This window comes from Sphingomonas melonis (genome assembly GCF_013409985.1).
In the GTDB taxonomy this organism is placed as follows: domain Bacteria; phylum Pseudomonadota; class Alphaproteobacteria; order Sphingomonadales; family Sphingomonadaceae; genus Sphingomonas; species Sphingomonas melonis_A.
Window position 1 is genome coordinate 94303 of the sequence record NZ_JACCBY010000005.1, and the last position, 25029, is coordinate 119331.

Sequence of the window (25029 nt, forward strand, 5' to 3'; positions counted from 1 at the left end):
CGGCGGGGATACCCTCCGCCCTGGCGACGCATTCCAGCCCCCTAACGTGTGCGACTGTACCCGCTCAGCTTCGGACAACACCCGTGCTTGCACAGCGGTGGCTTGTGCAAGCAGTTTCAAGTTTCGCTCTCTTTTGATCCAGAAGCTCCATTGTCTTCGGTTGCTTCGGAGGCTACGTCTTCGGGAGCTTCCACGATTACGCCTTCGAGGAACTTGCTGTATCGCTCCTGCAGGTGCGCAACCGCGTCGCTCTCGCTGACCGTGTGCTGCATCTGCTCTTGAAAAAACTGGAGGCGAGCGCGGTTTTCATCGATGATCTCGCCCCATGTTTTTACGCCGACGGTAAAATTTTCGCCACGGGCAATCAGGCGACGTTCCGGGTCAACGCCGTTATCAACCGTGTCACGGCCGATTTCGTCAAGATCATTAGAGATTACCCAGAAATGCCAGCGCACGCCTTTGACCGCCCTAAACCTTTCGTCGTTACGTACCGCGAGTGCGTACTTGCGGATCTGGTTGATCTCTTTCGCACCGATTTTCACCTTCGGCGCCTTTAACTCGACAACTAGGTGCTCGAACTCGTCCGCACGATGCCGACGGGTAGCGCGTGATAGCATGAGGTCGATAATGCCACGCTTCTGGCCGACGACCTTCACCGGCTCGTCTATCGAGATGTCGGCATCGAGCAGTTCCTTGTGCTTGACCAATACGTTTCGGAGGTCCTTGTCATTGACCCACAAATTGTATTCTTCACCAAGCACCCATGTGTTGTCTGCCAGAATTTTATGAAGCTGAGTGCGCTCCTTCAACCGGCCCCGTGTCTCCGGATCGAAAACGATGGATTCGAGAGCGGAAATGAATTTGAGTCTATCTGCAACGGTCTTAGCAGCCGTGATAATCGATGTGAGTGTCGTCTCCTGCAGGAGGGACGCAAGCTCCTTCTGCTGCCGTACTGGTAGATCCAAAACCTCTTTCAGGATGGTTTGCAACTCTGCAGGTCCGCTCTCGATGGCGTTGCGGAGCATACGGAGGTGAAGCGCGCGCGCCTTATCGGTTCCGATGCCAATCTCCGGGGCAATCTCGTGCACATGTACAGCCACGATGTCGAAGACCTGCCTTTCCGCCTTCTCAACATCAGATTGTGGCTCACCCCGATAAGGGTAGACGTCCGCGGCTTTCCACTCATCAACAACGTTCCGACCCCGTTCAGACGCCCGATCTTTGAAGTATGTCTTGATGGTCTCGCGGGCCTTCTCGATCGAGGCCGCGAGCGGGGGGTCCATTTCAGCCAAACCAAGTCGATCGTCGTTATGGAGGAGTTCGACATATCGTGACTTGAGGTACGCCGAAAACGAGAAGCCGGGCACATGAAACTTCGTCTCGAATTGATCGAGCGGAAAGCCGTCAGCCGAGCAAAGATAAAGCGTCCGTTTGGTATCAGCACGCCATTCGATCACGTGCAGCTCAGCAGGAACAGCTGGCTCGCCAGGCGCAGCGATCGGGGGCAACGCCACCTTGCTCTGGCTCGCGATCGCTCGTTCCGGATCGAGTTTTTCGCCGGCAATACGAATAGTCACGTTGCGATAGTTGATCATGTAGAGCGCAAAAATTTCTGCGAGCTCCTGATGCCCCTCCGCCGTTTCGAATGCCCGGAAATCTTTGCGGACATTGTCGATTTGAACAATCACGCCGGTGTGTCGATCGGGCGCCGGCACGTCCTCGCTAATTGTAACGTTCGTCAGTTTGGCATCAGCCATTGCGATCTCGAACGCCCGATTGCCTTCCGGTGTAGAAAAGCAGACCTTCCAGCGAACATGGCCGCCCAGTGCGAAGGCTTTGTACCGCCCGCGACCTTCTTGGCCGTGAATCATTCGGCCGTCGCGCCTCGTGCGTCGGGTCGCGCGCTTCCATGATCCACCCAAACTGCCGAACAGCTTGCGCGCATCTTCGCGCGTGAACCCGTCGCCGTTGTCATATACAACAATTCTCGACAGCCCCCCGGCGAGGTCATCGTGCACTAGCTCCACGTCTATTGCAGTCGCGTCGGCATCAAGCCCATTCCAGACCAATTCGGCGAGCGCAGCAATAGGCTTGGCTCGCGTCTGGGCAGCAACAAAGTCACCTTGCACCGCCACTGAAAACTGCTCGACCGCCACGCCTTCTCCCCCGCTACTGGCCTAACTTAACGACACTCCGTTAACGCGGTGTAGGTCACAGGGCTCTGCGCAACAACTAAAGTGTTATTGCTGAACCGATAGTTCGTGCGTGTCCTTGCGTGGTCACGGCGGAGGAACCCTCCGCCCTAGGTTGTTGAGGCGCACGCAAAACTGTCGATTTCGCGGCCGATATTGGCAGCCGTACCCGCACGGTACCCGCATCGGCGATCATCACCGACCCTTCCGAGAGCCTCCGGCCGTCGTGTTATCGGCGAGAGCGTCGATGTTATCAGCTTCGGCCTCCATTCTGTCAGCAAGGGCGTCGCCGTTGTTCTCCACCACGGCCGGTACTGAGCTGTTCGGTCCGGAGGTCTGAGAAAGGACGAAGAAGCCGGCGACCATGATCGCAAGCAACACCGCCGAGCAAATATAAAACAGCCTCGTGTTCTCCTGCTGCTTCGGATCGACCGCACGACCCGCGCCGTACGGTGCAGTTGCTACTGGCGCGGCTTGTTGGTCCGAGAAGTGGCTGACGTGGTCGCTGGAACGGTCACCAGCTAAGCTTTCGATGAGCGCGCCCGCGCTGAGCAGGATGACACCTGCCAGAAAAAGCGCGAGCCCACCTTCGAAGACGAGATGCTGGTTCTGTAACAGCCCGAGGTTCAGGGTGTCGGAGGCTGGGATGTAACTTCCGAATCTATAATCCCCGTCCGAGTGCACAGACGTTTTCATGAGTAAGGAAGCGCCCGCGACCAACACGCCCCCGATCGTCGCTGCAGTACCTACCGTTTTCATACTTCCCCCGCCCCTCCATATACGCCGTGCGAATCGCCGCGCCGCGCTGACGTAGCATTAGTATGGCAAGCTGCCCTTCTTTTGCGTCAACTGCACTGGCCGACAAACTGCATCACGCCGGCACCAGAGGGACGGCTCGTTCGCATCAGCATCCCCAATCGAATGCGTCGCCGCCCTCTTCGCTCCAATCCCGAACTAGGTCATTCCGATCGGGCGGCAGGGAAAGCGCACCAGCACCAAAGCGAACTCGGATTATAGCTGCCGTCCGACCGGACTCTTGGAAGACCGCTGAGTATGCCTCGCCGTCGTCGAGCCAACCGCCGATAAGGCCGCACCGCTCCGCAGTCAGATAACCGAGCTGAATGCCTCTGTTGCTGAAGACTGCGACCGCACGCTTGTCGTACTTGTTAGTAGGCTCGCGGATCAGTCTGACGGGCTCCGCACGGCAGCAGAGCGCCATCTCGAACCTCCGATGACTCTTGTCGGGGTTCGGGTAATCCAGACCTACCACCGCGAGGCTCAGCTCGCGAGGCGACGTCAATCGGCGAATCGGAGTGTAGAACATAAGGAGAACGAATAGATGAGGGCCTGCTAGATCGACAACCCCTCGACTCCGTCCCAATCATGTACGCCGACCGATGAAGATGACCCTTGCGACGATGTTCACCTCTTCGACCCGCTCTTCGTCAGGGGGCACAGAGGGATTATCCGAAAGGATAATCACGCGATCGCCTTTCACGCGCAGCCTCTTGATCGCGCCCAGATCCCCTACCGTGTAGGCCCATAGCGCATCCTGCTCGACGACCTGCCGCTGCGATCGATCGAGCAGCACTAGATCACCATCGTGGATGGTCGGCGTCATGGAGTCGCCTTTGCCGCTCGCCCATGTCAACATCGCGGGCGGGGATGTGGTTATCGCTTCGATCCAAACCCGGGGGAAGTGGAGCAGCTGCACGTCAACGTGGCCGTCGACGTACGTCGCACCCATTCCGTACGCAAAGTCGATCTGCTGCAGCTCCACCATGTCGGGTATTGCGAGAGCGCCCCGAGCTGCAGGCTGGGGTGCGTCGTCACCCGGATCATCAATTTCGCCTTCTAGGTAGGCCGGCGTCGTTCCCAACTCACGCGCGATGCGAAGCAGATAGCGCGAGTTGCTCGTACTACCGTTGATGATTTTGCTGATCGTTCCCTGCTGGACTCCGACCCGGCGGGCTAGGTCAGATTGCCCAATGCCTCTGGCCTTCATGACCTCGGCCAGCCGCTGTGGAACAATGCTCATACCGGATGAAATATTCCAAAAGTTATAGCGACGAGCCATTCTTTTGGGATTGACCATGCATTCTTTCGGGAATATTCCGAGCGAATGGCAAGCGTCTCCGCACCGAATCGCCCGTTGAAGGCCGTCATCGACAAGCTCGGCTCTCAAGCCGCGCTAGCCGAGCTGGTCGGCGTGAGGCAGCCTGCGGTCTCCAAGTGGCTCGCAAAGGGCGCCCCTCTACCGGCCGAGTTCGTGCTGAAGGTTGAAGCAGAGACGGGCATTAGCCGGCACGACATTCGCCCGGACGTTTATCCGGTCGACATACCACCCGCCCCGACTGCGCAGAGCAGCGTCGAGACCTCGCGATGACCATTTCAACCCTTTCCCCCATCGGCCGCTGGCAGACCGGCCGATCCACGCAGCACGTCCGTGCCGCGGGGCGTCACGCGCGTCTGCCATCCTCCCGTTGTGCAACTATCGGCGCCGTCTGTCTCCCACGGTCGGCGCCGGCTTTTGCGGGTGTAACGGCATGACCAAGGTCCGCGCTCCCCTCACGCTCGATCGCGCGCTGGCGCGGATCGCCGGGCAACTGCCGGGCGGCTGGTTGGAGATGGGCAAGATCGTTGAGCGCTCGGAGCGCCAGGTGCGCTCCTGGGGTGATCCTGATTCGCCGGACGTGATCCACATGCCCGCCGCGATCAAGCTGGACATCGCGTTCCAAGCGGCCGGCGGTCAGGGCGCGCCCATCCACGACGTCTATGCGCTACTGCTGCAGACGGGGCGCAGCGAGGCTTTCGCCGAGCAGATCGATCTCGCGTTTCAGGCGTCGATCGCCATCCGCGAGCAAGCGGAAGCTGCTTGCGCGCAGATCCGCTGCACCATGCCCGGCGCCGAGCCGCGCGATCTCAAGGCCGCTGTGCGCGAGACTCAAGAGGCCATCGAAGCTGCCACGGCGACGCTGGCCATTCTCCGGCGCGCGATGATCGCTTCGCAGGGGCCGTGAGGCTCTCGCCCGCCCACTTCACCGATTCGCTTACCCGCCCCGGCAGCACCGCTTCCGGAAACGCCACCGGCTTGCCCGGAAGGACCACAACGATGCTTCACGTACCGTTCAATGCTCGCCCTGCGGCGCCGATCGTACCGATCGCGCTCCCGCCCCTGATGCCGGGCGAATACCTCCGCCTGCGCCGCGAGGCGGCGAAGCTGACCATCACCGACGTCGCCGCGCGGATCGCGCCCGACAATACCCTGCGCTGCGAGGCCGCGGCGTTCCTCCGGCTGATCGAAACGCCCGGCGCGCGCGTAAGTCGCAACGACACGTTGCTGCGCCTGCAGGCCGCCTTCCCCTTCGATCCCTCAGTCTATGCGCAGCTCTGCGACGAGCCCGCCGATCGTCACCCGCAGGTCTGCCGCGGCTGTGGCTGCAGCCATTGGGATCCGTGCGACACCGATGGCCACGGCGCATGCGCCTGGTCGACGGCATCCTCCTGCACGCGGTGCACGCCCGAAGGCGGTGACCTGTGAGCAGCCTGTTCATGACCGCGCCGGCGCTTCACTCGATGGAGTGCAGCTGCTCGGCTTGCGAGCCTATCGCGCCGGCCAATCCGAACCATCTCGGCGCCCGAGCGAAGGCGAAGCTCGCGATCGCCGCGGCGATCGTCGGCACCGCAATTTCGCTGCTGATCGATCCGGCTGGCACGGTCGAGGCCCTGCGGTCGGTGCTGCTATGACGGTCGCGCCATTCGTCATCGCGCTGGTGGTCGGGCTGATCATCATCCTCGCGATCGCCACCGTCTGCTTCGGCTTGGCGTGGAGAAAGGCCGAGTTCGACGCCTGTGACCTGCGTCGCCAGCGCGCCAACCGTGTCATCGGCATCCCGAATCGGGAGGCACGCTGATGGTCGCTGAACGCGAAGAGGGCATGGGTGGCGGCCAGGTTGCGGCGGAAGAGCTGCGGCTCCTGATCGAGCGTGCCGAACGCCTCGAGGAGGAGAAGAAGGGTATCTCCGACGACATCAAGGACGTCTATGCCGAGGCGAAAGGCCGCGGATACGACGCAGCCGCGATCCGCAAGATCCTGGCGATCCGCAAGAAGAAGAAAGAGGAATACCAGGAGGAAGAGGCGATCCTCGAGGTCTACATGCAAGCGCTGGGGATGCTCTAGATGTTGCTCCTGCTTGCTGTGCCCGCGATCTTCTTCGCCCTCGCAGCCCTCCTATTCGTCGCCGCGGTCGTCCTCCTGAGCTGGACGCGGCAGCACCGCGTTTTGCGCCAGATCCGCAGGGACCGCGTCGGTTTTTCGAAGGTAAGGTGAGATGAAGCAGATCATCGCTGCATCACTTCTTGGCGGCACGGCGATCTTCTCCGCCGCCGTTTCCATCACACCCCTATGGGAAACGCCGCCTCATGACGCGGGAACCGAAGAGTGGGTGTCGCGGGCGGCTGCGGGCTGCGGCCTCCTGGCGGCCTTTGCAGCAGGCCTCTTGCTGTGAAAGCCTCGGCACTAGGCATGGCGTACGGCGACCGAGCTGTCTTCCTCGGCGAGGGGCAGCGGCGCGGCAAGCACTGCGACGTCCTCGCCGTGCGGGGCGATCTCTCCGCGGTCGCCTTCGACGACATCGGCGGGATCTGGTGCATGACAGCCCATCTGCATGTCATCCCGCGACGCCCTCGTCCGGACTTCTGAGATGGCTTCGCGCACACCACCCGCCCGCGCGCTGCGCCTCGATCGCTCGATGATCGAGGCCGCGATCCGGTCCAATTGCTTCCTCGGCCAATACGGCGACGTGCCGGCCGTCGACGGCGTCACTGTCGCGGCCGACGCCATCTGGAACATGCATTGCGCCGACCTGGCGCTCGAACAAGATAATGGAGCAGCAGCATGATCAACGTGCTCGATCCCGCCAAGCTGGCGCAGCTCGCCGCCCTCAGCCGCCAGCTCGCGGCCGCCGGCGCACCGCCAGCGATGGAACGGCCGATCGTCATCGATGAGAATGGCTACGCCTATGGCGTCGTACCCGGCGACGCTGAAGCCGGATCCTTCGTGCACGCCGGCGTCCGCGTTGGCTGGGCTCCCCTCCCCCTGCAGGGCGGCGTCATGGTGTCGATCTGGGGCGGATTGGAATTTGAAAAGGAGTTCGAGAAGGAAGGCGTCGTTGCCTACTTCACGCGCGACGGCCTGCGCCGTCTCGCCGCGGATCTGCAGGCGATCGCAGACGCGAGCGTCGACGCATGAATGCCCCCTCGATCGTCAAGCTTGATCAGAAGCTCAGCCGAGCCGCTGAGATCGGTAAAGGCGTCCGCCTCGAGCCCGGCGACCTGGACCTCCTCGGCCGCCTCGGCCTCTTCACCATGACGGGTGAAGCAAAAGCACAGTACATCAGGGAACAGTCTACATGTCGCGACGCACGGCGCCGGTCTATCGGCGCGGAAAATACTGGCTCGGATGGGACGAGCGGACGGACGGGACCCGTCGCAGTCCCTTCCTCACGATCTTCTGGTACGATCCCGACGCGCGACGCGAGCGCAGCGCGAGCACGGGTACGGCCGACGAGGGAGACGCGATCGTAGCGCTCGATCGCCGCTACCTGTCGGACGCCGAGGAGGCGCCAGCATTCTGCGGGGCGTGCGGGCAGCCGCTTGCCCAGGCGCAGGCGTATCTGCTCACCGACGCGATCGCCGACTATAAGCTCGAATGGGGAAGCACGCGCGCGTCTGCCGACACGATCGAATCGCGGCTTAACCACGTCATCGACTTCCTCGATGCCGAAGAGGCGCGCGGCGCGGACAGCAGGTTTGGGATCGCGACGAGCTGCGCGGCCGCTTGCACGACCGTGTTCGTCAACGCGCTGCGCGCCTGGTCGCGGCTGCAGCCGGTGGTGTGGAAAAATGGTAGGGGGGAGGTGACGGTCAGCCGCCCGCGCTCACCTTCGGCCACGGAGGCCTCGATCGCGCAGGTGATTGCAGTGCTGAACCATGCGGCGAACGCTGAGCCGCCGCGATCGGACAAGCGCCCGATCTACCGGCCGCTGCCGGCCGCACAGGTCCAGCGCAAGCGCCGGACCCGGGTTGGTGTGGAAGAGCTGGCACAGATGGTCGCCTACGCGGCCGAGCCGGGGAAGCAGCGCGGATCTTTACACGCCTTCCTCGTTGGATCGCTGTGCACGATCGCGCGGCCAGGCGCCGTGGTCGACATCAACGTTGCCCCCGATCGGGAGCAATGGTGGCCAGGCGCGCCGTCGATCGACCTCAATCCGCAAGGCCGGACGCAGAACAAGAAGCACCGCGCGATGGTCCCGGTTCTTCCCCTTCTCGGCGAATGGCTGCAGGCCGAGCTCGACGATTACCTGGCGCTCGAGCCGAAGGCTCGCGTCGGACGTGGCTGGCTCGTAAACTATCACGGCCGGCCTGTTCAGGACGTCGATCGCGCCTGGGACACGATGCTGACCAAGCTCGAAATGCCAACCGGCCGCGAGTGGCGCAGCTACGTGCTTCGGCACAGCATCGCGACGCTCGTTCGCAACCGCGGTGCCGAGCGCTGGGACCTTGAAGGGTTCATGGGCCATCGTGCCGGCAGCCAGACCGAGGTTTACGCAATCGGCGAGTTTCCGAGCGTGCAACGCGCGCTGCAGTCCATCCTTACCGATATCGAGAAGCTGGCTCCGGGCTCCCTGCACCGGAAACGCACCGGAGCCAGCTCTCCCACCGCGCTGCGGAAGGAGGCGAAAATGTCAGGATAACCGCCAAAAAGTCGATGGTGCCGCTTACAGGACTCGAACCTGTGACCCCCGCATTACGAATGCGATGCTCTACCAGCTGAGCTAAAGCGGCACGGGGTGATACGGCTGTAACGCCGTTCGGGGGTGCGCCTAACAGGTCGGATTGCGGCTGACAAGCTCCCAACGACACCGCATCTTCGCTTTCCCGGCTTTACGCCCCGTTTACCACGGATCGTGCACAAGCGGTGCGAACCAGGGTCCGGCGGCCCGGTGGATGAAGGGTTTGGCATGGGTATCGCGCGCGACTTCGATGACGAGCGGGTGGACATCGACGAGGCGATCGACGCGGCCGGCGCGCCCGAAGTCGACGAGGGCGGCGTCGAGGATGCCATGTTCGACCTCGGCGGCGACGAGCGACGGATGCACGTGCGCGCCTACAATCACTGGGTTTCGCTGCTGAAGGGCCGCCCCTATCCCGGCATCGCCGATCTCGATCCGGCGAGCATCGCCGACTTCGGGCCGCATAGCGTGCTGCTTGATTTCCGCGGCGGCATAGAGGACCCGACGATCGCGTTCCTGGGCGAACGGCTGCGCGAGGAATGCGGGCTGGAAACCGATATCGTCCGCGTCGCGGACGTGCCGGGGCGCTCGCTGCTGTCGCGGCTGACCGACCATTATCTGCAGATCATCGCGAATCGCGCGCCGATCGGCTTCGAGGCGGAGTTCGTCGGCACGCGCGGCCGCACGACCCTGTACCGCGGCATCCTGATGCCGTTCACCTCCGATGGCGAGACGATCGACTTCATCTATGGCGTGATCAACTGGAAGGAGATGGTCGACGACGCGACGCAGGCGACGCTCGACGCCGAGCTGGATGCCGCCGTCCGCGCCGCGCCGCGCGTACCGATCGCGTCGCCGGTCTGGGCCGACGGCCCCAGCGGCGGACTCGAGATGGTGCACTTGCCGTCCGGCCCGCTTCACGACGATCGCGCCGCGCTGGTCCGCGACCGCGCGATGGCGGCCTGGCGCACCCTGCCCGCACTCGCGACGGTGGCGATCGACAACGCCGGTGACGAATTCGTCGTCTTGCTCGCGCGCGCGCGCGCCGACGGCTCGCTCGACGTCATCAAGCGTGCCGCGGGCGATGCGGCGATCGACGGCATCGCGCGCCTGCCCGACGCCTGACGCTCGCCGCCGGACCCCGCCGCGGCGGATCAGTCGCCCGCCTCGGGCGGCAACAGCGTCTTGACGAAATGGCCGCGCGGGCCGGCGTCGCCTTCCTGGCGGATCATCACCTGCGTCGTCTTGGCGAACCACATCCGCGTCACGCCATGGTCGGGCGCGTTATAGTCGGTGGTCATCAGCCAGCAGTCGATTGGTCGGCCATCGGCGCCGGCGATTCGCGCCGAACCGGCGATGGTGAAGCGATAACGGTCGGGCTTGCCCGCGCCGGGATCGTAGAGGCTGGCGACGAAGGTCGTTCCCGCCGCCATCGGCAGCTGCTGGAACCACTCGCTGTCGGGCACGAAGTTGAACAGCGGCTCCGCACCCTCGACAGCGAAATCCTTGGCATCGTTGCCGGCGCGATCGGCGATGCCGGTGACGCGCGTGCCGTCGAAGCGATAGGCGGCGGTCCTGGTCACGCCGTCGCGGATCGTGGTGCGCACCTGCTCGACCGGTCGCATCGTGCCCGCCTCCATCACGCTGTCCTCGCGACGGACGCCGCCGTTCGGCCCCGCCCCGTCCCACACCTGCGAGACGCGGACGAGGCGGCGTCCGTCACGCTCCTCGAAGCTGGTGGTGCGCGACCAGATGTCGATCGCGGTGCGATGCCCGTCCTTGACGACATAGCGCAGGTAGCGCTGCGTTCCCGCCTTGAGCAGCGCCGCGCGGGCGAGCGGGGCGCCCACCGGCACGACCAACTCCTTCGCCGCCACCGACACCGGCGCCGCCATCCCGAGGATCGCCGCCGCGCCAACCGCTATCGTCACAGATTTCATCGCATCACCCCCGTCGCCGACCAAAGTGTTCTATGAAGCTACCACACATAAAGTTGCTCGCACGCGTTATTTTCGCACTGCGGCAAGCCTTGAGGTCCTTGGATTGCGGGAGCATAGGCGAGACATGGCCGACCAGAACCAGAGCATGGCCGAGGCGCTTGCCGCCCGGCTGACCAAGGGCGCGCTACCGGGAGAGCTGACGGGCTTCGGCGATGCCGAACGCACCGCCGCCGCCGCGTTCGTCGCGCAGACCGCCGCCAGGCGCGAACCCGGCAGGCCGGCGATCGCGCTCGAGCCGATCGCCTCCGACGACGTCCGCCGCCGGATGCGGCTCGCCATCGTCAACGACGACATGCCCTTCCTGGTCGATTCGATCGCCGCGGCGATCGGCGAGCAGGACCTCGACATCGATCGCGTCATCCACCCCGTCGTCCGCGTGACCCGCGACGCCGACGGCGTAATGACCGACATCGGCGGCGCGGGCAGCCCCGAATCGATGATCTATATCGAGCTGGAGCGCGCCGACGCCCGCGACCGCCGCGGGCTGATCGAGGAGCTGACCGCAGTGCTCGCCGACGTGCGCGCCGCGGTCACCGACTGGCCGCTGCTCCAGCGCGCGATGGCGCGCGACGAGGCGGCGCTGCCGCAGGGCGAGGGCGCGGCGCTGCTGCAATGGTTCCTCGACGGCCAGTTCACCCTGCTCGGCCATCAGATCTGGCGGCGCGACGGCAGCGCCGGCGAGGCGCTCGGCCTCGCGCGCAACCCGCACCAGACGCCGGTGCTCGCCGAGGCGAGCCGCAGCCTCGCGATCCAGTGGTTCGAGGAGGGCAATGAGGCGCCGCTGCTGCTCAAGTCGAGCCTGATCTCCACCGTCCATCGCGCGGTGCCGCTCGATCTGGTCATCGTGCCGATCATGACCGGCAGCACGGTCGACGGCCTGTCGATCCACGCCGGCCTGTGGACCAGCGCCGCGCTCAGCGTCCGCCCGCGCGACGTGCCGGTGCTGCGCGCGCGCCTGTCGGCGCTGGAAGCCAAGTTCGGCTTCGATCCCAAGGGCCATGCCGGCAAGGCGCTGACCCACGCGCTCAGCGCCCTGCCCCATGATCTCGTCGTCGCCTTCCCGGCGCCGGCGCTCGAAGAGGTGGTGCTGACCGCGATGAGCCTCGCCGACCGGCCGCGGCCGGCGCTGGTGCTGGTACGCTCGGCGCTCGGGCGGCATCTGTTCGCCTTCGCCTGGCTGCCGCGCGACGACCTCACCACCGCCCGCCGCGTCCAGATCGCGCAGATGCTGACCGAGGCGTCGAACGGCACCGTGCTCAATTGGTCGATCAGCCTCGACGACGGCGTCGTCGCGCTGCTGCGCTACACGATCGACCTGCGCGGCGAGGGCCGGATGCCCGAGACCGAACCGCTCGCCGAGCGGCTGCGCCGGATGGTGCGCGGCTGGGTGTCTGACGTCGAGGCGGCGCTCGCCGAACAGGTGCCGGCGGCGCGTGCGGCGCGCCTTGCGCTGCGCTGGGCCAACGCCTTCCCGCCCAATTACCGCAACGTCAGCAGCCCGGCCGAGGCCGCCGCCGATATCCTGCGCATCGCGACGCTCGATGATCCCGACGCGCGCTCGGTGCGCATCTTCCCGGTGGTGCCGGGCGAGGACCGCCAGCTCAAGATCTACAAGCTCGGCGGCGCGCTGGCGCTGTCCGACGCGGTGCCGGTGCTGGAGAATTTCGGCTTTCGCGTGATCGGCGAGCTGCCGACGCGGCTGCGCGAGGATGCCGACACCTTCGTCCACGACTTCGTCGTCGAAACCGACGCCAATGACGATGCGCATGACGCGGCGGTGCTCGAAGGCGCGATCGCCGCGGCGCTGGAAGGCGCAGCGGAGAATGACGCGTTCAACCGGCTGATCGTCGATGTCGGCGTGTCGCCGCAATCGGTCGTGCTGCTGCGCGCCTGGTTCCGCTACCTGCGTCAGGCCGGCCTGCCCTATGGCCTGACCACGGTGGTCGACGCGCTGCGCCGCGCGCCCAAGCTGACCAAGGCGCTGATCGCGCGCTTCGCCGCGGCGCACGATCCCGCCAACCCCGGCGATGTCGCGGCGGCGGACGAGACGATCGAGCGTGGCCTCGACGCGGTGTCGGCGATCGACGACGATCGCATCCTGCGCGCCTATCGCAACCTGATCGCCGCCTGCCTGCGCACCAACGCCTTCGCCCCCGCCGCGGCCGAGGCGCTGGCGTTCAAGCTCGACAGCCATCTTATCCCCGGCCTGCCCGCGCCGGTGCCGTGGCGCGAGGTCTGGGTCTATTCCCCACGCGTCGAGGGCATCCACCTGCGCGCCGGCCCGGTCGCGCGCGGCGGCCTGCGCTGGTCGGACCGGCGCGACGACTTCCGCACCGAGATCCTCGGACTGATGAAGGCGCAGCGCGTCAAGAATGCGGTGATCGTGCCGACCGGCGCCAAGGGCGGCTTCTATCCCAAGCAGCTCCCCTCGCCCGCGGTCGATCGCGACGCCTGGCTGGCGGAAGGCACCGAGAGCTACCGGATCTTCATCCGCTCGTTGCTGTCGATCACCGACAATATCGTCGAGGGCCGGGTCGTCCACCCGCAAGGCGTGCAGGTGCTCGACGGTGAGGACCCCTATTTTGTCGTCGCCGCCGACAAGGGCACCGCGACGTTCAGCGATGTCGCCAATGCGCTGGCGCTGGAGCGCGACTTCTGGCTGGGCGACGCCTTCGCCAGCGGTGGCAGCGTCGGTTACGACCATAAGGCGATGGGCATCACCGCCAAGGGCGCCTGGGTGTCGGTGCAGCGCCATTTCGCCGAGCGCGGCGTCGACGTGCAGACGCAACCGATCACCGTCGTCGGCTGCGGCGACATGTCGGGCGACGTCTTCGGCAACGGCATGCTGCTGTCGAAGGCGCTCAAGATCGTCGCGGCGTTCGACCATCGCCATATCTTCATCGATCCCAACCCCGATCCGGCGAAGAGCTGGGACGAGCGCGCGCGCATGTTCGCGCTGCCGCGGTCGAGCTGGGCGGATTACGACGCCGGCCTCATCAGCGAGGGCGGCGGCGTCTGGGCGCGCAGCGAGAAGGTCATCAAGCTGTCGCCGCAGGCGCAGGCGGCGCTCGGCATCACCGCGACGCAGCTCGATCCGGCGGCGCTGATCTCGGCGATCCTCAAGGCGCCTGCCGACCTGCTCTGGTTCGGCGGCATCGGCACCTATGTGAAGGCGGCGGCGGAGAACAATGTCGCGGTCGGCGACCCCGCCAACGACCGCCTGCGCGTCAATGCCGAGGAACTGCGCGTCACCGCGATCGGCGAAGGCGCCAATCTTGGCGTGACGCAGGCGGCGCGCATCGCCTTCTCGACGCGCGGCGGGCGGATCAACACCGACTTCATCGACAATTCGGCAGGCGTCGATTGTTCGGACAATGAGGTCAACATCAAGATCGCGCTCAACCGCGAGATGAACGAGGGCCGGCTCGGCTTCGAGGAGCGCAACGCGCTGCTCGCCAGCATGACCGACGATGTCGCGCATCTGGTGCTGGAGGATAACCGCCTGCAGACGCTGGCGCTGTCGATCGCGGAGGCCGACGGCGCCTCGGCGATCCCGAGCTATGTTCGCGTCATCGAGATCTTCGAGGGCAGCGGCCGGCTCGACCGTGCGGTCGAGGGGCTGACGGGCAACGAGGACCTGCTCCGTCGCGGGCAGGAAGGCCATGGCCTGACCCGGCCCGAGCTGGCGGTGCTGCTCGCCACCGCCAAGCTGGCGTTGCAGGACGGCATCGAGACCGCGCCGCTGGCGATGGCGCCCGAACTCGCGCCCGATCTCCACGCCGCCTTCCCGCCGGCAATGCAGCGCGACTATGCGCAGGCCATCGACGAGCACCGGCTGCGCGGCCAGATCGTCGCGACCAAGCTCGCCAATCGCATCGTCAACCGCCTCGGCATCCTTTTCCCGTTCGAACTGGCCGAGGAGGAAGGCGCGACGATCGCCGATATCGCGGCGATGTTCGTCGTCGCCGAGCGGCTGTTCGACCTCGACGCGCTGTGGACGGCGATCGAGCGCGCCGAGATCAGCGAGGGCGCGCGCATCGCCTTGTTCAACGAAGTGGCGGTCGCGACCCGCTCGCACATCGCCGACCTGCTCCGCGCCGCGGCGCCGGGTACGCTGCCGGGTGCGGTGCTCGACCGGCTCGGCACCGGCATCGCCACGCTCGCCGGGCAGACCGCGTCGCTGCTGCTCGAAGAGGCCAATGCGCGGAGCGCTCGCATCGCCGCGCAGCTCGAGGCGGCGGGCGCGCCCGCCGATCTGGCGCAGCGCGTCGTCCGCCTGTTCGACCTCGACGGTGCGGTCGGGCTGGCGGCGCTTGGCGAACGGCTCGGCCTCGACGAGATCGAGCTGACCCGCGCGTTCACCCATCTCGGTCAGGCGCTGGGCCTCGACTGGGCGCAGGCGACCGCAGCGCGGATCGTGTCGGGCGATCCGTGGGAACGGCTGCTGCTCGCCGGTCTCGCCCGCGAATTCCAGCAACAGCGGCTGGAGTTCCTCGCCCGCAACGGCGATTCGGACCCGCGCGGTGCGGTCAGCGAATGGCTCGCGGCAAATGCGGCACGCGTCGGCCAGTTCAAGGCGGTGATCGACCGCGCCCGCCACGCCGCGCAGCCCAATGCGGCGATGCTCGCGCAGATCGCGGGTCAGGCGCGGGTGCTGCTGGGGCGGTAATACCGGCGATCCTTGGATGGAGCCGCCGCACCGTCACGACCATCCCGTCACCCCGGACTGGTTCCGGAGTGACGGGTGGTTGTGACGGGCGTCGTTAGAGAACGCTCGTCCCGGTCTCGGCCTATGTCCGTCGCACCTTCGCGCGCCATTCGCGCGCACGCCACCACATGATCACGCCCGTCACCGCGAGCACTGCCGGCGCGATGCCGCCGAGGAAGATCACCAGCTGCCAGACGATCCCCATGCCCTCGCCGTCATGGATGCGCCGCATCGTCAGCGCGAGACCGCCTGGCCGGCGCGCCGGTGCCGCCACCGCCACGCCATTGTCGTCCGCCACCTTGACGACATGGCCGCCGGCATAGGTCACCGTCCAGTCGGCGCTGCGCGTCGTCGGCCAGGCGATGCTGCGCACCGCGCCACGGCGTACGCTCGCCGCACGCGCAACGACCAGATCGAGCGGCTGCCCCGGCTCGGCGAGCGGCACCGCGCGCATCATCGCGCCGCGATCCGGCCCGCGCTGGCCGCCGAACACGGCGGGAAAGCTGATCCACGCGCCGGTCAGCGACAGCACGAACAGCGGCAGCGCGATCCAGAAGCCTGCCATATGGTGCAGGTTGGTGTCGGTGTTGCGATGCCGCCGCCAGCGCAATCCCCTGGTCCACGCGCCCACCGTTGGCCACCACAGCCACAGGCCGGTAAAGCTCGACACCATCATCGCGATGCCGATCCAGCCGACGATCGTCCGCCCGACGCCCGGCACCTGCAGGCTGCCGTGCAGCACGTGGAGGAAGCGGACGAGGCCGGCATTGCTTGGCGCGACATCCAGCACCTTGGCAGTCGGCGGGTCGAGATAGACGATCGTGCGCAGCGGCGGCCCGCGCCGGTTCGGGTCGACGCTGGCTGGCGACGCGGCGACCGCGACCGGCCCCTTGCCCGTGGGCATGGTGATCTGCGCGATCCGCTCGCCGGGCTTGAGCACCGCCTGCGCCGCGGCGGCATAGGTGTCGGGGGTGCGCAGCGTCCGGCCCGTGATCTGATAGCGCGCGGGATTGACGATATGGTCGAGCGCGTCGTGCCAGACCAGCGCCGCGCCCGAGAGCGACAGCGGGATGATCAGGATCGCCAGGATCAGGCCGATCCATTTGTGGATCTGGAACCACGTCCTGCGCCACGCCAACTTCGTCATCACTCGCTCCAACCCGTTGGCGCGGCGTCGCATGCGTGCCGGGGGAAGGTCAATCGGGGAGCATCCACCCACTGGTCGTCATCCCCGCCCGCGCGGGGATGACGGACCTGGGGCGAACAGGCGTACGCCTAAACCTCCGCCCAGCGGCGCAGCAGATTGTGGTACACGCCGGTCAGCTTCACCACGGCCGGGGCGTCCGCCCCCATCGCCGAGGTCGCCTCCTGCACGCCCTGATCGAGTTCGAACAGCATGCGCCGCGCGCCGTCGTCGCGCACCATCGACTGGACCCAGAAGAACGAGGCCACGCGGGCGCCACGCGTCACCGGCGTAACGCGGTGCAGGCTCGATGCCGGATACAGCACCATATGACCGGCGGGCAGCTTGACGCTTTGCGTGCCGAACTGGTCCTCGATCACCAGCTCGCCACCGTCGTAATCGGCGGGATCGCTCAGGAACAGCGTCGCCGACAGGTCGGAGCGGATGCGGAAATCGCTGCCGCGCCGGATGCGGATCGCGCTGTCGACATGCGTGCCGAAGGTCTCGCCCGGCCCATAGCGGTTGAACAACGGCGGAAACACCTTGAGCGGCAGCGCCGCCGCGACGAACAGCGGTGCCGCGGCGAGCGCGTCGAGCACCATGGCGCCCCCTGCCCGCGCCGCCGCGCTCTCCTCGGGCAATTGCGCATTGCGCTTGGCGAGCGCCGACTGATGGCCGGAGGTGGCGTTGCCGTCGACCCAGTCGGCGGCATCGATCGTCGCGCGCAGCGCCGCGACGGCCGCGGCGTCGAGCAAATCGGGGATCGCGATCAGCATGCGCGCCGGCCCGCCAGCGCCGCCGGGCCGCGGCTGCGCAAGGCCGGATACGGGCAGGCGGCGAGCCAGTCGCGCACCTGCCCGACGAAACGGTCGTTGCCCAGCGCGCCGGCGCGGCCGATCCAGTGCAGGGCTTCGTCCATCCGCCCCGTGTCTGCCAGCATTCGCGCATGGTTGAAACAGCCGCGGAAATCGCCCCCCGCTGCGGCGCGCGCGTAGCATCGCGCCGCCTTCGCCATGTCGCGTGGGAAGACCCAGCCGTCCTCGGCGAAGCTGCCGACGAAATTGATCGCCTTGGCGTTGCCAAGCCGTGCGGCGCGCTCCAGCCAGTCGAGCGCCGCCGCCTTGTCCTCCGCCACGCCCTCGCCAAGCGTGAGCAGCGTCGCGTAATTGTACATCGCCCAGTCGAGCCCGCGCTCGGCGGCGACGCGATAGCATTCCGCCGCGCGCGCCTTGTCGATCCGCGTGCCCCAGCCGAGGTCGTAGCAGCGCCCGACCATGTTGAGCGCCATCAGATGCTGCTGCGCCGCCGCCTTGGTGAACCAGTCGAGCGCCGCGGCCGGGTCCGCGGCGACGCCGTTGCCGTCGAGCAGCATCTGCCCGAGCATCGCCTGTGCCTCGGGCAGCCCCGCCTCCGCCGCGCGCCGAACGAGCGCAACGTCGTCATCGGCAAGCGCAGTCGCGGGCGTCAAAAGCGGACGCCAAGCGTGCCGAACACCGTCCGCCCCGTCGCGACCTGTGCGAAATGCGTAGTGTAGACCTGGCTGTAATACACCTTGTCCGTCAGGTTCTGCGCGTTGACGCTGAGATCGACAGTGTCGGTCAGCTTGATGTTGGCGCGGGCATCGAACCGCCAGTAGCTCGGCGCTTCGCGGACGAGCAGCTTGGTCGCCGGGTTGACGGTCACCACACCGGCGGCATTCTGCACCGCCGCGCGATCGTCCGCGAACCCGGCGATCTGCTTGCTCATGTAGATCGCGGTGCCGCCGAGTTCGAGCCGATGCCACAGCGTCACGTTGGTGGTGGCGGTGAAGCTGTCGCGGGCGGTCTGCGGCATCTGGCGACCGGTGGCGACCGACGCGACCTGCACCGGCTGCGCCGCCCGTATCACCCTGTTGTTGCTACCGAGCAGCGCGGGTGCGGTCAGCACCGTATAGCCGCCGTCGACGACCTTCGGATCGAGATGCGTATAGCCGCCGAAGACCGTCCAGCCCGGCAGGATCGTCCCGGTGGCTCCCAGTTCCACCCCACGGATGCGCGACTGGCCGATGAACTGGACGGTATTGTCCGGCCCGGTCACGCGCGCATTGTCGATGTCGGTCTGGAACGCGGCCGCGGTCAGCAGCAGTTTCTCGCCGAGCAAGGTCGCCTTCGCGCCGACCTCATAGGATTTGGTCTTTTGCGGCTTGAGCAGGTCGACGATCGCCGCGGTCGCCGCAGTGGTCGGCAGCGCATTGTCCTCGCGCCCTTCACCAAGCAGGCTGTTCGGCGGCGTCGCCGCGGTGGCATAGCTTGCATAGAGGCTGGTGTCCGGCGTCGGCTTGAAGATCAGGCCAGCCTGCCAGTTGAACAGCTCGTCGGTACGCTTGATCTGGAACTGTGTCGCGCCGGGCAGCCGCGTCGTCGACGAAAAGCGATCGTAGCGCAGGCCGAGGTTGAGGATCAGTTGCGGCACCAGCGTGATCGAGTCGAAGGCATAGGCCGCGCGCGTATCGCCGTCGTTCTGCGTCTCGCCGGCCAGTCCGATCCGCGCCACCGGCAGCGGCGTGGTCGAGGTGTCGCTGGCATAGGCGATCCAGGGGTCGTTCGGATTGGGATTGAACAGGCTGGTGCAATAGCTGCGCGCCAGCGTCGCGGTGTTGCAGCGCGGGCTGACCGTGCTGCCCGCCGCCAGGAGCGCGCTGCCGGCCGCGTTGAACAGGCCCGGCGTGATATAGGTGCCACGCCGCGACGTCTCCCACGCCAATTCGGTCCCGGCGGCAAAGCTGTGCGCGACGCTGCCGGTGGTGAACGTGCCGTAGAGGTCGGTCTGGTTGACGATGCTCTGGGTATAGCCGTAGCGCGTGTTGGTCCGCCGCCACGCATAGCCGCCGCTGGTCAGGTCGCCGCGGGTGCCCGCCGCGCCGGTCGTCGGATTGGTCGCGGTCGTGCCATAGACATTGCCCTGGCTGTCGTCGGGCATCGACATGATATAATTCTGGTCGGTGTGGGTGAAGCGCGCGGTGTTGCGGAGCGTGATGCCACCGAAATCATGTTCGGCACGTAGCGTCGCCTGATGCGTCTTGGTGTCGCGGAAGTCGCGGCCGGTCAGGCCGTAGAAGACCGAACGATCGACATAGCCGGTCTGCCCGCCGCGCGTCGTGATCGTGCCGAGCGCCGGTCGCGAGACGATCGTCCCCGTCCCCGGCGCATTGCCGATCGTATAGAGATAGGGGATGCCCGCATCGGGCAGTTCATGGCTTTCGAGGTAATAATAGCTCGCGGTCAGCCGCGTCGGCGTGCCGAGGCCGAGCGTCACCGACGGCGCGACGCCCCAGCGGCGTGCATAGAGCGCATCGCGCCCGGCGATGTCCTGATCGTGCCACAGCCCTTCGATCCGGAACGCCGCCATCTCGCCGAGCTTGAGGTTGAGGTCGGCGGTGACGCGCTTGAAATCGGCATTGCCATAGCTGCCGGTGACGCTGCCGAAATCGTCAAGCTGCGGCAGCTTCGAGATGATGTTGATCGTACCACCGGCAGAGCCGCGGCCGCCCAAGGTGGAGTCGGAGCCGCGGACGATCTGGATCGTCTCGGTCGCGAAGACTTCGCGGCTCTGCGCGCCGATATCGCGGACGCCGTCGACATAGATGCTGCCCTGCGTGTCGAAGCCGCGGATGAACGGTCGATCGCCGAGCGGGTTGCCGCCCTCCGCCGCACCGAAGGTGATGCCCGGCACGGTGCGGAGCGCATCCTGCAGGCTGACCGAGCCGGTTTGCTGGATGACCTCCTTGGGGATCAGCACGATCGACCGCGGCGTGTTGATCAGCGGCGCCACCGCCTTGGGATCGTCGGTGCGGCGGACACGCTCGCCGGTGACGAGGATGTCGTCGGGATCGCGACGCTGGTCGGGATCGGAAACCGGTGTCGCCGTCGGTTTGGCCGCATCCTCGGCATAGGCGGGCAGCGTATGGAACGCGCCGACGCACGACAAGGCCAGGAACGAAACCGACGACTTGGACATTGCAACCCCCTTATTTATAAGGGCTCGCTATTGCGAGGCGTTCGCACTGTCAACGGTAATGCGTGGCATTCTCACTCGGCGCGGTCGCCCGGATCACCCCGTACCCGATCGAACAGCCAACTCCGCAACGCGCTGGCCAGATTGGGCGGGTCGTCCGCCGCGATGCGCAGCACGTCGATCTGCGCGACCAGTGCCGACAGCGGCAGCGCATGCGCGACCGCAGCCGCCTCCAGCGCGTGCCAGAACGCGGGCTCGAGACTGATCGAGGTTTGATGACCGGCGATCGTCATCGACCGTTTCACCGGTCCCTCAAACCCGAACGACGGCGGCTGGATGGCGGAGGGAGGCATGAGCGGGCATGATCCGGACTAAGGGCCGCCCGTCATTGCGGGTTATAACCGCGGCGGCAAGCCGCTCGCGGGCGTCCGCCGTCGCCATCCGCATCAGGCTGCCTGGGTGATCGCCCCCCAGATCTTCTCGAGCATCGCCTTGGATTCGCGGACATCCGCTTCGATCCTATCCAGCCGCGCGTCGATATGATGCTGATTGCCGGACAATTCGCGATGCGACGCGATCTGCAAATGCTCGATGCTCTGCCGGACGACCTCGGCGTTCTTCAAAAGGCCGGCGACCAGCCCGAGCTGCGATGGATCATGGCCGAGATAGGCGCGCAGCAGGCTGTTGCGGTACAAGGTGTTGTAGCGCAGGTGCGTCTTCACGCTGGCGGTAACGGTATTGGCATAGTTGCCGGCATCCGCCGAAACCCGGATGTGATAATTGGCGAGCGCCTGCCCGAGCAGCGCGATGTCGGCAATCTGAAGCGCGCGCAGGTTCATATCCCAATCCTCCAGAACCGGCATATGCCCGTTGAGGAAACCCGCGGCGTTCGCGACGCTTCGCCGCCATAGCTGGGCGATCGGCGGGATGCGCGGAGTACGGATAACATCGAGGAAGTCGATGACGTCGCCGTCATACCCCTCGACCCTGACGTTTCGCCTCTCGACCACGTCCCCCTGCAGCGTTTCCTCGATCTGGTTCCACTTGGTCAGCAGCGCTCCGAAACGTCGATTTTCCGTCGCAAGCAGGAACGTTACGCCGCTCTTCAGGAAAGCCGGATCCCAGCTGTCATCGTCGTCGTGCATCGCAACGAACGCCGACCGCCCCCGGATCATGCCCAGGTTCGCCGCCGCGCCTACGCCGCCGGAGGTAGGATTGTGGATGACGGTAATGCGGTTGGCCAGCCTGTCGGCAAAGGTGTCGACCAACGCGTCCACCCGTGCCGCCTGTCCGCCGTCATTGACCAGATAGATATGCCAGTTCGTATGCTGCTGATGGATGACGCTGGACAGTGCCCGGCCGAGCAGCGCCGGACGATCCTTGGTCCGCATGATGACGTCGACGCTGTCCTCGGTCGTATCGTCGCGAAGCTTCGCCATGCTGTTGGGGAAGATGTTGCTCATGAATGCGGCCAGACCCTTGATAAACTATCGTCATCATAGGATCGACGACACCGCCCCCCGCCGCCGATCGCGCATTTAGTCGCGGCACCACCCGCACACGGCCATCGGCGGTACGCCGTCATGCAGGATCAGGCGCCCCCGCCGCAGCACTGCCCGCCGCAGCCTGTATTGTCGCCCTAATACGGGCCGTTGCGCGGCGCCCCGGCCTGCTCTAGCGCTGCACGGGAATAGAAGGAGCATCGCGTGAAGCTGGTTCGGGGCGCATGGAAGCTGCTGGTGGCGATCAAGGACGGGCTGGTCCTGATCGCGATGCTGCTGTTCTTCGGTCTGCTGTTCGCGGCGCTCAACGCGCGGCCGGGGTCGAAGGCGATCGTGCCCGGCGCGCTGGTGCTCGATCTCGACGGCACGATCGTCGAACAGCCCGAGGAACAGGCGCCGTTCGCCGCGCTGTCGGGCCAGTCGATGCCGCGCCAGTATCGCGCCCGCGACGTGCTGCGCGCGATCGACACCGCGCGCACCGATGATCGGGTCAAGGCGCTGGTGCTCGATCTCGACAGCTTCGCCGGCGGCTACCCCGCGACGCTCAACGAGGTCGCCGAGGCGATCCGCCGCTTCCGCGACACCCGCAAGCCGGTGCTTGCTTATGCCACCGCCTATACCGACGCCGGCTATCGCCTCGCCGCCAACGCAAGCGAGATCTGGGTCAATCCGCTCGGCGGCACGATCTTCACCGGCCCCGGCGGCAACCAGCTCTATTACAAGGGCCTGATCGACAAGCTCGGCGTCAACACCCACGTCTATCGCGTCGGCAAGTTCAAGAGCTTCGTCGAACCCTATACCCGTGCCGACCAGAGCCCGGAGGCGCGCGAGGCGAGCCAGCAGCTGCTCGGCGCGCTGTTCGGCCAGTGGCGCGAGGCGATCGCCAAGGCGCGGCCGAAGGCGCAGGTCGCCGCGTTCCTCGCCAGCCCCGACCGGCTGATCGTCGCCGCCAACGGCGACATCGCCAAGGCCAATCTGGCGTCGAACCTCGTCGACAAGCTCGGCGACCGCGTCGCCTTCGGCCGCCGTGTCGCCGCTCTGGTCGGCAGCGATACCAGCAAGCCGGCCGGTACGTTCAACACGATCAAATATGATGCCTGGATCGGCGCAAACCCGCTGCCGAAGACCGGCGACAATATCGGCGTCATCACCGTTGCCGGCGACATCGTCGATGGCGAGGGCGGCCCGGGCAGCGCACATGGCGACACGATCGCCAAGCTGATCCTCGACGGCCTTGCCAAGAAGAATTTGAAGGCGCTGGTCGTGCGCGTCGATTCGCCGGGTGGCTCGGTGCTCGCCTCGGAGCGGATCCGCCTCGCCATCCTCGAGGCGAAGAAGAAGGGCCTGCCGATCGTCGTGTCGATGGGCGGGCTCGCCGCATCGGGCGGCTATTGGGTGTCGACGCCGGGCGACGTGATCTTCGCCGAACCCTCGACGATCACCGGGTCGATCGGCATCTTCGGCATCATCCCGACCTTCGAGAAGACGCTCGCCAAGATCGGCGTCACCACCGACGGCGTGAAATCGACGCCGCTGTCCGGCCAGCCCGACATCTATGCCGGCACCACGCCGCAGCTCGACACGATCCTGCAGGCCGGCATCGAGAACGGCTATCGCCAGTTCCTCGCCCGCGTCGCCCAGTCGCGCGGGATGACGCCGCAGCGGGTGGACGCGATCGCGCAGGGCCGCGTCTGGGACGGCGGCACCGCGCGGCAGCTCAAGCTGGTCGACCGGTTCGGTACCGTGCAGGACGCGGTCGCCGAGGCCGCGAAGCGCGCCAAGCTCGACCCGACCAAGGTCCATGCCGAATATCTCGAAAAGGAACCGGGCTTCGCGTCGCAGATCGCCGCCAGCTTCGCCGATCGCGACGACGATGACGCCGCCGATCAGGCGCGCGGCGGCGACGTCTTCGCGCGGATCGCGGCGGAGCGGCGCGGGCTGCTCGCGCAGGCGCTCGGCGACGTCAAGCGGCTGGCGTCGGCGGGCTCGGTGCAGGCGCGCTGCCTCGAATGCGGCGGCCTGGGGCCGAGCGACACCGCGGGGTCGGACGCGCGGCTGCTCGACCTGATCCTCGCGCGCGTGGGACTGTGACATGATCGCGCTGCGCCCCGCCACGCCAGACGATGCCGCCGCGATCGCGGCGATCTATGCGCCGCACGTGCTCGCCGGCACGGTGTCGTTCGAGACCGAGGCGCCCGATGCACGCACGATGCGCACGCGGATGGCCTCGTCGGGCGGCCTCTACCCGTGGATCGTCGCGACCAACGGCGCGGCGACCGGCGGCGTGCTCGGTTATGCCTATGCGACGCGCTTCTCCGAGCGGGACGCCTATCGCTGGGCGGTCGAGACGACGATCTACATCGCCGATGTCGCGCAGCGGCAGGGCGTCGGCCGGCTGCTGTACGAGGCGCTGGTCGACACGTTGCGCGCGCAAGGCTTTACCCAGGCGATCGGCCGGATCGCGCTGCCCAACAATGCCTCGATCACGCTGCACGAACAGGTCGGCTTCCGCCGCGCCGGCGTCTTCCGCGCGATCGGCCACAAACATGGCCAGTGGATCGACGTCGGCTATTGGCAATGCACCCTCGCCGAGCCGACCGCGCAACCGGCAGAGCCGAAGCGCTTCGCGGACACCGGCGTGGTGCGGGGATAGGCCG

General features: G+C 66.5%; 26 protein-coding genes and 1 tRNA gene. 14 read left to right on the top strand and 13 right to left on the bottom strand.

Annotated elements, in window-relative coordinates; genetic code table 11:
* Window positions 1-116: 116 nt before the first annotated feature.
* The 4 genes from HD841_RS15710 to HD841_RS15725 all read right to left on the bottom strand — a co-directional run bounded on the left by HD841_RS15710 (window position 117) and on the right by HD841_RS15725 (window position 4287).
* Entirely contained in the window at window positions 117-2156 is a 2040-nt protein-coding gene (locus tag HD841_RS15710) for an ATP-binding protein (protein ID WP_179509840.1), read from the bottom strand.
* A gap of 231 nt (window positions 2157-2387) precedes the next feature.
* Window positions 2388-2951 (bottom strand): hypothetical protein, encoded by a 564-nt coding sequence (locus HD841_RS15715; protein ID WP_179509841.1) that lies wholly within the window; start codon window positions 2949-2951, stop codon window positions 2388-2390.
* 145 nt (window positions 2952-3096) lie between these two features.
* Window positions 3097-3516, bottom strand: a complete 420-nt coding sequence (locus HD841_RS15720; protein WP_179509842.1) for an HIRAN domain-containing protein — start codon at window positions 3514-3516, stop codon at window positions 3097-3099.
* A 57-nt stretch (window positions 3517-3573) separates the two neighbouring features.
* Window positions 3574-4287 carry an XRE family transcriptional regulator gene (locus HD841_RS15725; protein WP_179509843.1) on the bottom strand — a complete coding sequence of 238 codons (714 nt, stop codon included), beginning with the start codon at window positions 4285-4287 and terminating at the stop codon, window positions 3574-3576.
* A gap of 57 nt (window positions 4288-4344) precedes the next feature.
* Here HD841_RS15725 and HD841_RS15730 point away from each other — a divergent pair, with 57 nt between their 5' ends.
* From HD841_RS15730 to HD841_RS15760, 7 genes are all read left to right on the top strand, one after another.
* Window positions 4345-4578 (top strand): transcriptional regulator, encoded by a 234-nt coding sequence (locus HD841_RS15730; RefSeq protein WP_257015651.1) that lies wholly within the window; start codon window positions 4345-4347, stop codon window positions 4576-4578.
* Between the two features lie 160 nt (window positions 4579-4738).
* Window positions 4739-5212: a hypothetical protein gene (locus tag HD841_RS15735; RefSeq protein WP_179509845.1), complete on the top strand. Its 474-nt coding sequence runs from the start codon at window positions 4739-4741 to the stop codon at window positions 5210-5212.
* A 92-nt stretch (window positions 5213-5304) separates the two neighbouring features.
* Window positions 5305-5733: a hypothetical protein gene (locus HD841_RS15740; protein WP_179509846.1), complete on the top strand. Its 429-nt coding sequence runs from the start codon at window positions 5305-5307 to the stop codon at window positions 5731-5733.
* On the top strand, window positions 5730-5939 hold the full coding sequence (locus HD841_RS15745) for a hypothetical protein (RefSeq protein WP_257015689.1): 210 nt from the start codon (window positions 5730-5732) through the stop codon (window positions 5937-5939). Before HD841_RS15740 ends, HD841_RS15745 begins: the two co-directional genes overlap by 4 nt.
* On the top strand, window positions 5936-6106 hold the full coding sequence (locus tag HD841_RS15750) for a hypothetical protein (protein ID WP_179509847.1): 171 nt from the start codon (window positions 5936-5938) through the stop codon (window positions 6104-6106). Before HD841_RS15745 ends, HD841_RS15750 begins: the two co-directional genes overlap by 4 nt.
* A gap of 23 nt (window positions 6107-6129) precedes the next feature.
* Window positions 6130-6372 carry a DUF2312 domain-containing protein gene (locus HD841_RS15755; RefSeq protein WP_218845599.1) on the top strand — a complete coding sequence of 81 codons (243 nt, stop codon included), beginning with the start codon at window positions 6130-6132 and terminating at the stop codon, window positions 6370-6372.
* A 151-nt stretch (window positions 6373-6523) separates the two neighbouring features.
* Window positions 6524-6700, top strand: coding sequence for a hypothetical protein (locus tag HD841_RS15760; protein WP_179509849.1), 177 nt, complete (start codon window positions 6524-6526; stop codon window positions 6698-6700).
* An 11-nt stretch (window positions 6701-6711) separates the two neighbouring features.
* On the opposite strand, the gene HD841_RS15765 is transcribed toward HD841_RS15760, so the two are convergent.
* A complete protein-coding gene (locus HD841_RS15765) occupies window positions 6712-6855 on the bottom strand; it encodes a hypothetical protein (RefSeq protein ID WP_179509850.1) in 144 nt (47 codons plus the stop codon).
* Window positions 6856-6895: 40 nt separating this feature from the next.
* Between HD841_RS15765 and HD841_RS15770 the strand changes: the two genes are divergently transcribed.
* The 3 genes from HD841_RS15770 to HD841_RS15780 all read left to right on the top strand — a co-directional run bounded on the left by HD841_RS15770 (window position 6896) and on the right by HD841_RS15780 (window position 8947).
* The gene (locus HD841_RS15770; protein WP_179509851.1) at window positions 6896-7093 is read left to right on the top strand and encodes a hypothetical protein; all 198 of its coding nucleotides are present in this window, start codon (window positions 6896-6898) and stop codon (window positions 7091-7093) included.
* Window positions 7090-7443, top strand: a complete 354-nt coding sequence (locus HD841_RS15775) for a hypothetical protein (RefSeq protein ID WP_179509852.1) — start codon at window positions 7090-7092, stop codon at window positions 7441-7443. The genes HD841_RS15770 and HD841_RS15775 overlap by 4 nt, the downstream gene beginning before the upstream one ends.
* Window positions 7444-7603: 160 nt before the next feature.
* The gene (locus HD841_RS15780) at window positions 7604-8947 is read left to right on the top strand and encodes a hypothetical protein (RefSeq protein ID WP_179509853.1); all 1344 of its coding nucleotides are present in this window, start codon (window positions 7604-7606) and stop codon (window positions 8945-8947) included.
* A 15-nt stretch (window positions 8948-8962) separates the two neighbouring features.
* Here the strand turns inward: HD841_RS15780 and HD841_RS15785 are convergent.
* Window positions 8963-9038: transfer RNA gene (locus HD841_RS15785), tRNA-Thr, on the bottom strand.
* A gap of 176 nt (window positions 9039-9214) precedes the next feature.
* Between HD841_RS15785 and HD841_RS15790 the strand changes: the two genes are divergently transcribed.
* Window positions 9215-10111: a PAS domain-containing protein gene (locus HD841_RS15790; RefSeq protein WP_373563047.1), complete on the top strand. Its 897-nt coding sequence runs from the start codon at window positions 9215-9217 to the stop codon at window positions 10109-10111.
* Between the two features lie 29 nt (window positions 10112-10140).
* Here HD841_RS15790 and HD841_RS15795 read toward each other — a convergent pair whose 3' ends face one another.
* Window positions 10141-10917 carry a DUF3108 domain-containing protein gene (locus HD841_RS15795; protein WP_179509854.1) on the bottom strand — a complete coding sequence of 259 codons (777 nt, stop codon included), beginning with the start codon at window positions 10915-10917 and terminating at the stop codon, window positions 10141-10143.
* 133 nt (window positions 10918-11050) lie between these two features.
* Between HD841_RS15795 and HD841_RS15800 the strand changes: the two genes are divergently transcribed.
* On the top strand, window positions 11051-15655 hold the full coding sequence (locus tag HD841_RS15800) for an NAD-glutamate dehydrogenase (RefSeq protein WP_179509855.1): 4605 nt from the start codon (window positions 11051-11053) through the stop codon (window positions 15653-15655).
* A 121-nt stretch (window positions 15656-15776) separates the two neighbouring features.
* Here HD841_RS15800 and HD841_RS15805 read toward each other — a convergent pair whose 3' ends face one another.
* From HD841_RS15805 to HD841_RS15830, 6 genes are all read right to left on the bottom strand, one after another.
* Window positions 15777-16841, bottom strand: a complete 1065-nt coding sequence (locus HD841_RS15805) for a PepSY-associated TM helix domain-containing protein (protein ID WP_179509856.1) — start codon at window positions 16839-16841, stop codon at window positions 15777-15779.
* Between the two features lie 128 nt (window positions 16842-16969).
* Window positions 16970-17653, bottom strand: a complete 684-nt coding sequence (locus tag HD841_RS15810; RefSeq protein WP_179509857.1) for a Fe2+-dependent dioxygenase — start codon at window positions 17651-17653, stop codon at window positions 16970-16972.
* Window positions 17647-18345, bottom strand: coding sequence for a tetratricopeptide repeat protein (locus HD841_RS15815; RefSeq protein ID WP_257015653.1), 699 nt, complete (start codon window positions 18343-18345; stop codon window positions 17647-17649). The genes HD841_RS15810 and HD841_RS15815 overlap by 7 nt, the downstream gene beginning before the upstream one ends.
* Entirely contained in the window at window positions 18342-20873 is a 2532-nt protein-coding gene (locus HD841_RS15820; RefSeq protein WP_179509858.1) for a TonB-dependent receptor, read from the bottom strand. Before HD841_RS15820 ends, HD841_RS15815 begins: the two co-directional genes overlap by 4 nt.
* A gap of 71 nt (window positions 20874-20944) precedes the next feature.
* The gene (locus HD841_RS15825; protein WP_179509859.1) at window positions 20945-21223 is read right to left on the bottom strand and encodes a ribbon-helix-helix domain-containing protein; all 279 of its coding nucleotides are present in this window, start codon (window positions 21221-21223) and stop codon (window positions 20945-20947) included.
* A 93-nt stretch (window positions 21224-21316) separates the two neighbouring features.
* Entirely contained in the window at window positions 21317-22333 is a 1017-nt protein-coding gene (locus HD841_RS15830) for a glycosyltransferase family 2 protein (RefSeq protein ID WP_179509860.1), read from the bottom strand.
* A gap of 243 nt (window positions 22334-22576) precedes the next feature.
* Here HD841_RS15830 and sppA point away from each other — a divergent pair, with 243 nt between their 5' ends.
* Window positions 22577-24463 (top strand): signal peptide peptidase SppA, encoded by a 1887-nt coding sequence (gene sppA / locus HD841_RS15835; RefSeq protein WP_179509861.1) that lies wholly within the window; start codon window positions 22577-22579, stop codon window positions 24461-24463.
* A 1-nt stretch (window position 24464) separates the two neighbouring features.
* Window positions 24465-25025: a GNAT family N-acetyltransferase gene (locus HD841_RS15840; RefSeq protein WP_179509862.1), complete on the top strand. Its 561-nt coding sequence runs from the start codon at window positions 24465-24467 to the stop codon at window positions 25023-25025.
* The last annotated feature ends 4 nt before the right edge of the window (window positions 25026-25029 follow it).

What these genes read in the sequence shown, in the direction of transcription:
- HD841_RS15715 (WP_179509841.1), bottom strand. Translation starts at nt 2,951, where the DNA reads ATGAAAACGGTAGGTACTGCAGCGACGATCGGGGGCGTGTTGGTCGCG.
- HD841_RS15720 (WP_179509842.1), bottom strand. Translation starts at nt 3,516, where the DNA reads ATGTTCTACACTCCGATTCGCCGATTGACGTCGCCTCGCGAGCTGAGC.
- HD841_RS15725 (WP_179509843.1), bottom strand. Translation starts at nt 4,287, where the DNA reads ATGGTCAATCCCAAAAGAATGGCTCGTCGCTATAACTTTTGGAATATT.
- HD841_RS15735 (WP_179509845.1), top strand. Translation starts at nt 4,739, where the DNA reads ATGACCAAGGTCCGCGCTCCCCTCACGCTCGATCGCGCGCTGGCGCGG.
- HD841_RS15740 (WP_179509846.1), top strand. Translation starts at nt 5,305, where the DNA reads ATGCTTCACGTACCGTTCAATGCTCGCCCTGCGGCGCCGATCGTACCG.
- HD841_RS15750 (WP_179509847.1), top strand. Translation starts at nt 5,936, where the DNA reads ATGACGGTCGCGCCATTCGTCATCGCGCTGGTGGTCGGGCTGATCATC.
- HD841_RS15755 (WP_218845599.1), top strand. Translation starts at nt 6,130, where the DNA reads ATGGGTGGCGGCCAGGTTGCGGCGGAAGAGCTGCGGCTCCTGATCGAG.
- HD841_RS15760 (WP_179509849.1), top strand. Translation starts at nt 6,524, where the DNA reads ATGAAGCAGATCATCGCTGCATCACTTCTTGGCGGCACGGCGATCTTC.
- HD841_RS15765 (WP_179509850.1), bottom strand. Translation starts at nt 6,855, where the DNA reads ATGGGCTGTCATGCACCAGATCCCGCCGATGTCGTCGAAGGCGACCGC.
- HD841_RS15770 (WP_179509851.1), top strand. Translation starts at nt 6,896, where the DNA reads ATGGCTTCGCGCACACCACCCGCCCGCGCGCTGCGCCTCGATCGCTCG.
- HD841_RS15775 (WP_179509852.1), top strand. Translation starts at nt 7,090, where the DNA reads ATGATCAACGTGCTCGATCCCGCCAAGCTGGCGCAGCTCGCCGCCCTC.
- HD841_RS15780 (WP_179509853.1), top strand. Translation starts at nt 7,604, where the DNA reads ATGTCGCGACGCACGGCGCCGGTCTATCGGCGCGGAAAATACTGGCTC.
- HD841_RS15790 (WP_373563047.1), top strand. Translation starts at nt 9,215, where the DNA reads ATGGGTATCGCGCGCGACTTCGATGACGAGCGGGTGGACATCGACGAG.
- HD841_RS15800 (WP_179509855.1), top strand. Translation starts at nt 11,051, where the DNA reads ATGGCCGACCAGAACCAGAGCATGGCCGAGGCGCTTGCCGCCCGGCTG.
- HD841_RS15805 (WP_179509856.1), bottom strand. Translation starts at nt 16,841, where the DNA reads ATGACGAAGTTGGCGTGGCGCAGGACGTGGTTCCAGATCCACAAATGG.
- HD841_RS15810 (WP_179509857.1), bottom strand. Translation starts at nt 17,653, where the DNA reads ATGCTGATCGCGATCCCCGATTTGCTCGACGCCGCGGCCGTCGCGGCG.
- HD841_RS15820 (WP_179509858.1), bottom strand. Translation starts at nt 20,873, where the DNA reads ATGTCCAAGTCGTCGGTTTCGTTCCTGGCCTTGTCGTGCGTCGGCGCG.
- HD841_RS15825 (WP_179509859.1), bottom strand. Translation starts at nt 21,223, where the DNA reads ATGCCTCCCTCCGCCATCCAGCCGCCGTCGTTCGGGTTTGAGGGACCG.
- HD841_RS15830 (WP_179509860.1), bottom strand. Translation starts at nt 22,333, where the DNA reads ATGAGCAACATCTTCCCCAACAGCATGGCGAAGCTTCGCGACGATACG.
- HD841_RS15840 (WP_179509862.1), top strand. Translation starts at nt 24,465, where the DNA reads ATGATCGCGCTGCGCCCCGCCACGCCAGACGATGCCGCCGCGATCGCG.